The organism is Flavobacterium psychrolimnae, assembly GCF_003312425.1.
GTDB classification, from domain to species: domain Bacteria; phylum Bacteroidota; class Bacteroidia; order Flavobacteriales; family Flavobacteriaceae; genus Flavobacterium; species Flavobacterium psychrolimnae.
Map to the genome: position 1 here is coordinate 18,525 of NZ_QNUX01000013.1, position 11,801 is coordinate 30,325.

13 protein-coding genes are annotated in these 11,801 nt (G+C 33.5%); 12 read left to right on the forward strand and 1 reads right to left on the reverse strand.

Translation table 11 applies throughout. The features are described 5' to 3' along the window. Nucleotides 1-4: 4 nt before the first annotated feature. From DR980_RS13145 to DR980_RS13195, 11 genes are all read left to right on the forward strand, one after another. Nucleotides 5-1,018, forward strand: coding sequence for a cytochrome c (locus DR980_RS13145; protein WP_113636867.1), 1,014 nt, complete (start codon nucleotides 5-7; stop codon nucleotides 1,016-1,018). A gap of 5 nt (nucleotides 1,019-1,023) precedes the next feature. Continuing rightward, nucleotides 1,024-1,284 carry a hypothetical protein gene (locus DR980_RS13150; RefSeq protein WP_113636869.1) on the forward strand — a complete coding sequence of 87 codons (261 nt, stop codon included), beginning with the start codon at nucleotides 1,024-1,026 and terminating at the stop codon, nucleotides 1,282-1,284. A gap of 1 nt (nucleotide 1,285) precedes the next feature. After that, nucleotides 1,286-1,684 carry a cytochrome C gene (locus DR980_RS13155; protein ID WP_113636872.1) on the forward strand — a complete coding sequence of 133 codons (399 nt, stop codon included), beginning with the start codon at nucleotides 1,286-1,288 and terminating at the stop codon, nucleotides 1,682-1,684. A 7-nt stretch (nucleotides 1,685-1,691) separates the two neighbouring features. Beyond that, entirely contained in the window at nucleotides 1,692-2,576 is an 885-nt protein-coding gene (locus DR980_RS13160; RefSeq protein WP_113636874.1) for a helix-turn-helix domain-containing protein, read from the forward strand. A 79-nt stretch (nucleotides 2,577-2,655) separates the two neighbouring features. Then, nucleotides 2,656-3,054 carry a DUF983 domain-containing protein gene (locus DR980_RS13165; protein WP_242497116.1) on the forward strand — a complete coding sequence of 133 codons (399 nt, stop codon included), beginning with the start codon at nucleotides 2,656-2,658 and terminating at the stop codon, nucleotides 3,052-3,054. A 6-nt stretch (nucleotides 3,055-3,060) separates the two neighbouring features. Beyond that, entirely contained in the window at nucleotides 3,061-4,413 is a 1,353-nt protein-coding gene (locus DR980_RS13170) for a cytochrome ubiquinol oxidase subunit I (RefSeq protein ID WP_113636878.1), read from the forward strand. Nucleotides 4,414-4,434: 21 nt separating this feature from the next. Then, nucleotides 4,435-5,472 carry a cytochrome d ubiquinol oxidase subunit II gene (cydB, locus tag DR980_RS13175; protein ID WP_072944119.1) on the forward strand — a complete coding sequence of 346 codons (1,038 nt, stop codon included), beginning with the start codon at nucleotides 4,435-4,437 and terminating at the stop codon, nucleotides 5,470-5,472. 51 nt (nucleotides 5,473-5,523) lie between these two features. Beyond that, nucleotides 5,524-6,120, forward strand: coding sequence for a class I SAM-dependent methyltransferase (locus DR980_RS13180; protein ID WP_113636879.1), 597 nt, complete (start codon nucleotides 5,524-5,526; stop codon nucleotides 6,118-6,120). A 172-nt stretch (nucleotides 6,121-6,292) separates the two neighbouring features. Next, complete coding sequence (locus DR980_RS13185; protein WP_113636882.1) at nucleotides 6,293-6,613, forward strand: hypothetical protein; 321 nt, start codon at nucleotides 6,293-6,295, stop codon at nucleotides 6,611-6,613. 34 nt (nucleotides 6,614-6,647) lie between these two features. Next, complete coding sequence (locus tag DR980_RS13190) at nucleotides 6,648-8,756, forward strand: TonB-dependent receptor domain-containing protein (RefSeq protein ID WP_113636885.1); 2,109 nt, start codon at nucleotides 6,648-6,650, stop codon at nucleotides 8,754-8,756. Nucleotides 8,757-9,135: 379 nt separating this feature from the next. After that, on the forward strand, nucleotides 9,136-9,573 hold the full coding sequence (locus DR980_RS13195) for a hypothetical protein (protein ID WP_072944127.1): 438 nt from the start codon (nucleotides 9,136-9,138) through the stop codon (nucleotides 9,571-9,573). A gap of 390 nt (nucleotides 9,574-9,963) precedes the next feature. On the opposite strand, the gene DR980_RS13200 is transcribed toward DR980_RS13195, so the two are convergent. After that, complete coding sequence (locus DR980_RS13200) at nucleotides 9,964-10,707, reverse strand: substrate-binding domain-containing protein (protein WP_113636888.1); 744 nt, start codon at nucleotides 10,705-10,707, stop codon at nucleotides 9,964-9,966. Between the two features lie 360 nt (nucleotides 10,708-11,067). Here DR980_RS13200 and DR980_RS13205 point away from each other — a divergent pair, with 360 nt between their 5' ends. Then, a complete protein-coding gene (locus DR980_RS13205) occupies nucleotides 11,068-11,712 on the forward strand; it encodes a peroxiredoxin (protein WP_113636890.1) in 645 nt (214 codons plus the stop codon). The last annotated feature ends 89 nt before the right edge of the window (nucleotides 11,713-11,801 follow it).

The following is an 11,801-nucleotide window of genomic DNA, read 5'->3' on the forward strand; positions in this document are numbered from 1 at the left end:
AACGATGAGTCTATTTCACGAACATAAGAAACTCTTTTCACTTGCTACAATTCTTTTTGGGACACTAACGCTTTTTGTTGCCGTTCTTCCATCACAGTACAATCAAGAAAATAATGCCCCATTATATGGAAGTATTCCACTTACCAAGGAGCAAGAAGCCGGACGACAAATTTACATTCGAGAGGGATGTGTCGGGTGTCACTCGCAACAAGTTCGAAATGTAGATATGGATAAAACTTGGGGTGACAGACCCGGAATAGCGGCTGACTATGCTCTAAGTACGCGAAAAAGTATCTGGCAAAATGCTGGAACTTTAATGGGTACAGAACGAACCGGTCCGGATTTAACCAATATTGGTGTAAGGCAACCGAGCCAGGATTGGCATTTGGTTCACTTATATAACCCCAGGACTGTCATGCCTCAATCCATTATGGCACCTTATCCCTGGTTATTTGAAATTAAATCAAAAGCAGAAAAAGGGGATATAAAAGTGAATGTACCTAGTGAATTTATGCATGGTAAAATTGGAGATGTAGTAGCTACTGAAGAGGCATTAAATTTAGTAGCGTATCTTCAATCATTAAAACAAGTAAAATTACCAGATGGCACACCTAATCCAGATTTTCTTTATAAAAAAAAGAAAAAAGAAACAGATGATACGACAGGTGCTGGTGCAAAGGAATTAGATGGTGCCGAATTATATGCTGCCCAATGTATGAGTTGTCATCAACAAAATGGTGAAGGTCTAAAAGGTGCTTTTCCTCCTTTAAAAGGAAGTAAAATAGTATTAGATGACAATCCTGAAATTATGGTAGGTATCATTATGAATGGTTACGACGCAAGAGAAGATTATGGAGTAATGCCCGCAGTAGGAACTAACGGAAATTTAAAAGCGGAAGAAGTTGCAGCCATAATGAACCATGAGAAAACAAGTTGGGGAAACACAGCTAAAAAGGTAACACCGGAACAAGTACAAAAATTAATGGATCTCGCAAAATTAAGTGCACCTAAACAATAAGTAAGATGAAAAAGTCACTATTTTCTATTCTGTTTTCAATACTATCAATAGCAACTTATGCCTGTCCGATGTGTGAAAAGCAACAGCCCAAAATTTTAAGAGGTATAGCACATGGTGCAGGTCCCGAAAGTAACTTGGACTATGTTATTGTATGGACTATGGTGGCTACCGTTTTTGTTACCTTATTTTTTGCCATAAAATATTTGGTAAAACCAAAAGAAACCGATGTAAATCATATAAAAAGAACCGTTATAAATTTCGAATAAAATGGACAGTAAAAGCAAAATAATTATATTTGTAGATGATGAAATTCAACCCATCGGAGAATTTGATGCCCCTGTAAATTTTGAGTTAGATACTCGAAAACTGACTGATGGCTTACATCAACTAAAAATAATTAGTAAGGATCCATCTGGTAAAGAAGGCATCAGAATAATTCCTTTTACCGTTCGAAACGGTCCCGCTATAACCCTAGATGGATTAAAAGACAATGATGTTGTTGATGGAATTTTACCTATGATGATTAATGCCTATGGAAAAGGAAATCAAAAACAATTTTTAATTTTCGGAAGCGAGACGCCTAAAAATGTACCGTCTTGGTTGTGGGCTGCTATAATTGTTTTTGTTGCTTGGGCAATTTATTATATAATAACTTCTTTAGGATAATTAATTTATGAATGAAATTAAAAATATCAAATGTAGTGAAGTAACACAAAATGAACTAAAGTTTGCGGTGTACCATACTTCGGATTTTTTACCTTTTATGCAAAAATTAAATATTCCGCACCGCCATAATTATTACATGATTTTGCTTAATGAAAAAAATACAGGATCACAATTGATTGATTTTAAAGAATCTCCCATTGAACCGCTATCTGTAACATGCATGTATAATGGACAAATTCACCAATGGCTGGATTTTGATAAAATTGAGGGGTATATATTAGTATTCGAAAGTGATTTTTTTGCACTTCGATATCAAAACTACCAATTAAGTGAATTTTCATTTCTCACCTATCGTCATAAGCAGCCCTATTTAAAAATTGCTGTAGAAAAATTTGAACGCTTAAAATCTATTGCAATATGGATGTTAAATGAATATAAAAACAATGAAGCTGATTATGAGAAAAGTTTACGTTCCCTGCTTAATTTATTATTAATAGATTTAAACCGATTGTTTGAACCTATACCTAAAAACACTGAATTCAGTCAATCCTTGCAACTTGTTCATCATTTTGAAGAACTGATAGACAAACATTATAAACAAAAACACTTTGTAAAAGAGTATGCTTCCATAATGTATATTCGTCCCAATTACCTCAATTCCGTTTGCAACGATGTTGTAAATATAGCAGCCGGGGAATTAATTAGAAATAGAATCCTGCTAGAAGCCAAGCGCTTACTTATCCACGAACAAAAAACAGTTGCTGAAATTGCTTATGAATTAGGCTTTGAAGACAATTCCTATTTTGGTCGCTTCTTCAAGAAGTATGAAAACATAACCCCTGATGCATTCAAACGGAAATTTATAAATACAAGTCAGTTCTACCAAATTTAAAACAAACAAGTTCTTGTTAAGTAACAATTATCACACACTACCTTGTCTTTAAAAACTATTTTTGATTAAAATATTAAATATGCTTCAATTCTTAAAAAATATATTTTCATTCAAATGTCCCCGATGCCATAAAGGAAACTTGTTCATAAACAAATGGTATAATATCACCGATGGCAATAAAATGGTCGAAAAATGTTCCCTCTGCAGTCAGCGCACTGAATTAGAACCTGGGTTTTATCAAGGCACCGGCTATGTCAGTTATGGATTAACAGTTGGCATATCAATAGTAACTTTTATCGCATGGATTGCTGCTACAGGTTACGGCTTCAAAAATAAAGAAGTGCTGTTGTGGTTTCCTCTAAATGTAATACTGCTTATCGCACTTCAACCGTGGTTAATGCGTTTATCAAGAGTGTTGTGGTTGACAATGTTTTTTCATGGTGATGATAAATTTCACCCCAATAATACTAAAAAATAATTACTTATGGACGTAGAGATTCTTGCTCGAATTCAGTTTGCTTTCACCATTGCTTTTCATTATATCTATCCCCCTTTAAGCATTGGAATCGGTTTGATTATGGTTCTTATGGAAGGACTTTACCTTAAAACCGGAAATAAAGAATATGAAATTTTAACGCGCTTTTGGATTAAAATATTTGCCTTAACATTTGGTATTGGTGTGGCTACCGGCATTATCATGGAATTTGAATTTGGTACCAACTGGGCCGTATATTCAAGATTTGTAGGTGATATTTTTGGTAGTGCTTTAGCCGCCGAGGGTTTATTTGCTTTTGGTTTAGAAAGCACCTTTCTTGGTGTCTTGCTTTTTGGATGGAACAGAGTAAAGCCTTGGGTTCATTTTGTCTCTACATTAGGTGTTTTTTTAGGTTCGATGTTTTCGGCAGTTTGGATTGTAGTCGCTAATTCGTGGCAACAAACACCCGCAGGATTCCACATCGTGGGTGAAGGATTAATGGCACGTGCCGAAGTAACTGATTTTTGGGCCATGGTGTTCAATCCCTCAAGCGTAGACCGAATCATCCATACTTGGCAAGGAGCGATTTTGGCGGGAGCATTTTTGGTCTTAAGTGTACATGCTTATTATATCAGAAAAGGTCGTTTTGTCGAAATTTCTAAAAAAGCATTTAAAATAGCGCTTGTTGTAGCAACTATCTTTTCTTTAGGACAGTTAGTGTCTGGACACAGTTCAGCAGATGGCGTTGCAGTAAACCAACCCGCAAAATTAGCGGCAATGGAAGGGCATTTCGAAAAATCAGCACCAGCGGACTTGTATCTTTTGGGTTGGGTTGATAAAGAAAAACAAAAAGTTACCGGGATTGGTATTCCTGGCGGGCTATCGTTTTTAGTGCACCAAGATTTTAAAGCGCCGATTACGGGGTTGAATAGTTTTCCGGTGGAAGACCGACCAAGCCAGATTAATGCTGTTTTTCAGTTTTATCATATTATGATTGCTATTGGGATGGCTTTAATTGGATTATCATTGTTTGCTTGTTTTATGTGGTGGCGTGGAAAATTATTTGAAACTAAATGGCTGTTGTGGATTTTTTCGTTCGCTGTAATTTTACCACAAATAGCCAACCAAGTAGGATGGTTTGCAGCCGAAATGGGAAGACAACCTTGGGTAGTTTATGGTCTGTTACGAACCGATAAAGCTTTTTCACAAGAAGTTACTTCTAGTCACATCCTCTTTTCTTTAATCTTATTTTTAGTGGTTTATACGATCCTTTTTGTTTTATTCATCTATATGGTCAACAAAAAAATCAAACACGGACCTTATGAAGAAGCTCAGAAACCGGTAAATTTCACAACCATTTAAAAAACTTAAAAATTATCAATTATGGAATATTTTTTAGGAGTTGATTATCCTACTTTATGGTATTTAGTCATAGGGCTTTTATTTTCAGGTTACGCCATTTTAGAAGGGTTTGATTTTGGAGCCGGTGCCTGGCATCTATTTTTAAAAAAAGATTTAAGTCGCAGAATTGCTATCAATGCAATTGCTCCTGTTTGGGATGCTAATCAAGTATGGCTCGTTATTGGTGGTGGTGCTTTATTTGCTGGGTTTCCGGTAATGTACGCCACAATGTTATCGGCAATGTATGTTCCCTTTATGCTCTTTCTAATGTTTAATGTACTTCGTGCAGTAGCTATCAAATTCAGAAGTGACGAAGAAATGCTTTGGTGGAGAAAGACTTGGGATTACGTATACAGTATTTCCAGTATTATGATTTCATTTTTGCTTGGTGTAGTTTTAGGTAATATTTTACAAGGCTTTGCACTGGGACCCAATTTCGCATACAAAGGCGATATGTTTTTCTCTTTCTTAAGTCCTTACGCAATAATGGTTGGGTTGACCACTTTATCGCTATTTATGACCCAAGGCGCTATTTATTTATTACTAAAAACAGAAGGAAGACTTCATGCAAGACTTACTTTCTTATTGAAAAAAGGAATGATATTTTTCATTATAAGCTTCGGTATTACCACACTTTACACTTTAGTTTTTATACCGGAAGTTACCGCAAATTTCAGAGCAAATCCACTTTATTTCGTTGTTCCGTTAATTTCTTTCTTGGCTGTAGCCAATGTTCCGCGTTTAGCATCAAAAAAAAGATATATGCTCGCACTGGTTTTTTCCTCTCTGACAATGGCGTTTTTGCTTGTTTTGGTTGCTTTACAATTGTATCCAACATTATTAATTTCTACTATCGATCCAAAGTATAGCGTAACCATTTACAATGCCGCATCGTCACAAAAATCATTAGGAATCATGTTGACTATTGTGGTGATTGGCACACCCCTCCTTGCAGCTTATTTTATCTTTTTATACCGCACATTCAACGGAAAAGTGAAACTAGATGATACAAGTTATTAATTCGAAATAGCATTTTATTTTAATCCGTAAAAAAATAAAGAATACACAAATATGAAAAATTTTTGGAATGAACGATACAGCGAAAGAGAATATGTTTATGGAGAAAAACCTAATGTTTTTTTCGCTGAACAACTCCAACAGTTAGCTCCCGGAAAAATCATTCTACCCTGTGAAGGCGAAGGAAGAAATGCCGTTTATGCTGCCGCCAATGGATGGGAAGTACATGCTTTTGATACCAGTATAATAGGAAAATCAAAAGCAATTCAATTAGCTACTCGTAAAGAGGTTTCCATAAATTATACTATTGAAGATGCTGTCACGGTAACTTATGAAAAAAATACTATTGATGCAGTTGCTTTTGTCTATGCGCATTTCCCTGCGTCAATTCGAAAAAAAATACACCAAAAAGCAATCACTTGGTTGAAGCCCGGCGGCAAAATTATAATAGAAGCCTTTAATCCGAATCAATTGCAAAATAACTCTGGTGGACCTAAAGATTTGGCGATGCTTTACACAAAAGAAATGATACTTGAAGATTTTGAAGAATTAAATTGTGATATCAGCGAAATACAAAGTGTAGCATTAAATGAAGGTGAATTTCATAAGGGCAAAGCCGATATCATTCGATTTGTTGGAACCAAAAAATAAAGAACCAATAATAACTGAACGTGACTTTTATCACCTTACACACAAAAATTATACTTTAAATTTGTTCAAGATTACAAAAATCTCTTGTTAACTCACTTCTCTTTTGAAAACAGTACTGAAATATATATTTTTAACGGTATTTTTAATATCTATTTTATTTTATAATTTAAGAATGACTTATTCTATTCTTGATTTTTCATTAAATAATACTGACTTTACCGAAAAATATTGCGAAAACAAGGATAAACCAATCTTGAAATGTAATGGAAAGTGTGCTTTGGCAAAAATAGCGAAAGCAACTGAAAACCAAAATCCTGATAAAGATATTAGTATTGAAAAAGAAATAGTACTCTTTTTTCAACCCATCGAAATTATTGAATTCAAATTGTTTATTGCAATAAAAAATAACATCCAAACAAAATGTAAGCTGCATAATTTCAATAGTTTTGGAAATAATTTTCACCCTCCACAAAACTTTTTTTCATTTTCGTAAATTAAAAAAATCCTATCAATTTTAAAACTTTAAAATGAAAAATACATTCATTGTGGCTTTGCTATGGTGTTCTGTTGTATCTTTTGGACAAACCAAAGAAACTACAAACAAGCAAGATACAGTAAACAAAAAAACGATATTATTAAATGAGGTTATCGTTACCGGAAACACAAAAACGGACCCAACACTTACTATCGTAAAACAAGATTACAAGGAAAAAGTAGTCCAACCAAAAAATGCAGGGGAATTATTCAGTGATATCAACGGTTTTTCTTTGATTAAAAGAGGAAGCTATGCCGTAGATCCCGCTTTTAGAGCAAGTCAGTACGAACAGTTAAATGTCCAGTTCGATGGTGGAACCAAAGCATCGCACGCCTGCCCCAACCGAATGGATCCGATTACCACATTAGTAAATCCTGAGGAAGTCAGCAAAATAGAAATTATCAAAGGTCCCTTTTCGGTTCGCTATGGAAATACTTTTGGAGGAGTTGTAAATCTAGTGACTAGAAACGCTAAGGATAGTGATAAAAAAGTATCCGGTTCCTTATCTTCTGGTTATGAAAGCAATGGCAATTCATTAGTAAACATGCTACATTTAGCCGGAAACTTTGGCAAATTTGATATATCAGGAAATCTGAGTTATCGAGATTATGGGAATTATAAAGATGGTGACGGTACTGAAATCCCCTCTTCTTTTAAAAGTACCAGCTATGGACTAAAAGTAGGCTATAATTTTACTGATAATCAAAGATTACAAGCCAATTTTCGTCAGAATTTTGGAAGAGATGTTCTTCATGCCGGATTGTCTATGGATACTGACATTGATGACAGCTCCATTGGAAGTTTAGATTACAAATGGATAAGCGACAGTAAAACATTCAAAGGATTATCTGCTAAAGTCTATTATTCTTTTGTAGATCACTTGATGAGTAATACAAGAAGAGCTGCTTATGCCAGTACCGAAGCGTCTTCTGCAGTAAATGCCACGACTTATGGAGGAAAACTGGAAGCAGAATGGAATTTTACTGAACGTTGGAAACTTTTCACTGGTCTTGATATGGTTAACATTTCTCGTGAAGGCGGACGAGATCGACTGGTCAAAAGAAATATGGCGGGCATGGTATTACCAACTCCAATGGCTTATTATGACAAAGTGTGGCAAGACAGTTACAATAATACTTTTGGAACCTTTGCGGAAGCTAAGTGGTTTGCTTCTGAAAAATCAATTTTCAATATAGGGGCAAGAATAGATTTTGTTACTTCTGAAGCAAGGGATCTAGATCCTAATTTTGCTGCATTGTATCCAAATTTAGAACAAAGAAATGAGGCTAACTTCAGCGGAACCATTTCGTATAAAAGATTACTTTCTCCAGATTATACTTTGGAAATTGCCTACGGGAGAGGAACTCGTGCTGCCAATATTGAGGAGCGTTATATTTCCTATTTCAATATCGGTCGTGACCCTTACGAATACATTGGAAATCCAAATCTAAAAGCGGAAACCAATAATCAGTTTGAATTAGGTTTGACAGGAAAAGAAACTATTTCCGGTTTTTTTGAACAAATAAAATTCGGAAGTTCCATTTACTATTCAATCTATGAAAATTACATTATGGGAGTGGTTGATGAAACCTTAATTAGAAAATACAACCCTACTACTCCACCTATCCATCCAAAAGTTTTTAGAAATATTGAAAATGCTTTCAAAACAGGATTCGAAATCTTTGGAGATATAAAATTTGCAACGCATTTTAATTTCCTGACGGAAGTCGCTTATGTTTACACAGAGAATAAAGATTATAAGGAGAGTTTACCCCTTACACCGCCTTTGGTAACCCGATTGAAACTTGGTTTTGAAAAGGACATTTTTTGGGCAGCAATTCATTATACATTGACTGCTGAGCAAAATAAAATATCAAAATCCTATGATGAAATTCCAACTTCAGGATATGAAATCATGGACATAAAAGCGGGTGTTACTCCTATAAAAGACCTAAATCTAGGAATGGGAATTTTGAATCTTTTTGACAAGCAGTACAACAATCATTTAAGTTATGCTTTCAACGGCCAAACTGGATTTTCAAGAACTCCAATAACCGAAATAGGAAGAAATTTTACCGTTTTTGTGAATTATACGTTTTAGCAAAATCCAACGCCTAAAACGGACCTTTATGCGCTGAATACTTTAGAAAAGTAAAATCCTAAAAGGTAGAGTCGCTCTCAAAATGAGCTACTCTACCTTTTTAAATTAAAAAACAAAAAAAAATTCAACCTGCTTACCCTTTTTATTAAAAAAAATTAAGAACCTCTTACAAAACAGGAAATTGGTAACGATATCGTAGAAATAATTCCTTCAAAAAAATAATTAGTTTTAATTCTATGATTAACTCAAATAATATGATAAAAGCTATAACTTGAATTAATTATCAATCATTAGTAAAACATAATTTTATTTTGTAATTTTAATTATTATTATTTTGATTATCAAGTCAATAACAAATATTAATTTAAAAATTAAATAAATGAAACTCTCAAAAGAATTATTAAATGGAATTATTATTTTCATTGGAATAGGAGTATATTTTTTACTAATTAATATATTTGGTTTTTCTGATATAATGTATTTACGGTACTTTAATGTATTTTTTATTTTTTACGGAATTAATAGAACTCTAAAAATGAAACTGGCAGAAGGCAAAATAAATTTTGCATCTGATTCCATTTCAGCATTAAGTACAGGATTAATAGGAGTGCTCTTAAGCGTAATAGGATTAGTAATCTACAGCTATATAAAAGGAGGCGATGCTTATATGGAAGCATTACCCAAAAATTTTTGGTTAGGTGGAAATTCATCCATAAATGTCTGTATAATTTGTACACTTATTGAAGGTATAGCATCTTCAGTAATTGTTACGATGCTACTTATGTTTTATTGGAATAACCGCCTTAAAACGGAATAAAATTGGCTAAAAATTATTTAAAATTATCTAATCACTGAATTTATTTGCTTTGCTTACTTGCAACTAATTCTATCATTCAATATGATTAATTTAAATTAAGATTTACGCTAAAAAATAGTACTTTTTTTTTCTGCTCCACTAAAAATTATTGCTAATGGTACTCCAAAATTATTTTAGTTTATAAACTGGGCATGCTAACCTACCCATCAAAGGAAGTTAAAAAATAAAACTTAATTTCAGCTTCTAAAACAAATGCATAAAATTTATGGGAAAACTCATAAAAAGAAAGCGGTTCAATTAAGTTATTATTTAACATACCTATCAGAACTTGCCAAATAGTTAGGTGAACAGTAGATAAAGAGTTGTCAATTCTTTTATAATTCTAGCTAATTATTCCCATCCCCATTTTTTAAATATAGCATGCCCTTCCTTTGAAAGCATAAACTCAATAAATAACTGTGCCTCTGAATTTTGTATAGTAACAGTAGTTATTGCAATAGGAGTACCTCTATAAACCGTATTTCTGGTAGGAATCGTAACTAACGTTGAGACATCTTTTAATCTAAAATACCATGATGTATAACTAATAAATGCATCATAGGTATTATCTTCTTTCCATGCTTTAATAGCCATTGCTGTATTAGGGAAAGATTTGTAAATATTTTTTTGAATTCCTCCTATCAGATTTTGTCTGCCCGCTAAATCTTCCCACATACCTAATTGCCCTGCACCATTCACATCTAAAATTCGAATACCTCCTTTAGTCAAGTCTTTTAAGGAAGTAATATTTTTAGGATTATTTGGACGTACTAAAATTGCTGCGCCTCTTTTATATAATTCCGTTCGTGTAGCGGTATCAATTAAACCTTCATGCTGCATGGTAAATTGTGTAAGCATATACTCTGAACCTCCAAAAATTAAATCTGCATTCTGTTTAGCACCTTGAATCCATTCTACTTCGGGGCCTGCTTTTACTTTTACAGGGATAGAGGTTTTACTTGAAAATATTTTTGCACATTCCTCTATTGCAGCTGCTGGTCCTCCAGGGCCATAAACATACAATGTATCCGTTTGAGCTTTTAGTATACTTGAAAAACTGATCAATATAACTAGAATAAAATACCTGACTTTCATTTTAAAATATTTTTATATTTCTAAAAAATGTTTTTTTTAATTCTAAATTACATTAGATTCAAAACCTAAACTTGCTATAAACAACCAAATTTAGAATTTTATTTTTTAAACCCTAAATTACCTAATACAATTTATTATTGATTGAATATTATTTTTAAATAGTATTTAGCGGATCACACTTGCATTTCTAATGCTCCATTTAAAACTTCCATAAATTTAAAAAATTAACGAATAATAAAAATCTATCATTAATAAAAATATAATAATTTTTTCCTATTTAATGTGACTAATGTCACCTTTAGTAACATTTATCTAAATTATATTTGCATCAGTAAATTAATAATCAAAAATAATAGTATCATGGAAGAAAAAGTATTTTTAATGCCAAGAATTGGCGACATGGCCCCAGATTTTGAAGCGGTAACAACAACAGGAAAGTTAAAATTTTCAGAATACAATAAAGGTAGTTGGGTTGTATTTTTCTCTCATCCTGCGGATTTTACACCAGTTTGTACAACAGAAATGAGTGGTTTTGCTTTAGAAAAAGATTTTTTTGCAGCACATAATACCAAACTGATGGGTCTTAGTATTGACAGTATCCACTCGCATATTGCTTGGGTAAATGCAGTTCATGAAAAAACAGGCGTTTTATTTGAATTCCCGATAGTTGCCGATATTAGTATGGAGGTTTCAAAATTATACGGAATGCTACAACCAGGAGAAAGTGAAACTGCCGCTGTTAGAGCAGTTTTCATTATGGATCCAGAAGGAAAGGTACGTTTGATCATGTACTACCCATTAAATGTAGGTAGAAATATGGCAGAGATTAAACGCTCTCTACTGGCTTTACAAACTTCAGATGAGCATAAAGTGGCCATGCCTCTTGATTGGCAACCGGGCGATAAAGTAATTATCCCAGCGCCTAAAACTGTGGAAGCTTTAGCAGAAAGAAAGAAAAGTAATCTAGAAATGGTGGACTGGTATTTAGCCAAAAAATCACTTTAAATAACTCTAATCTTTCATTAATTAAAACCATCCTTGTGATGGTTTTTTTATTCGTAATAAATAAAAAACAGCAGTTGTATTTCCTTCTG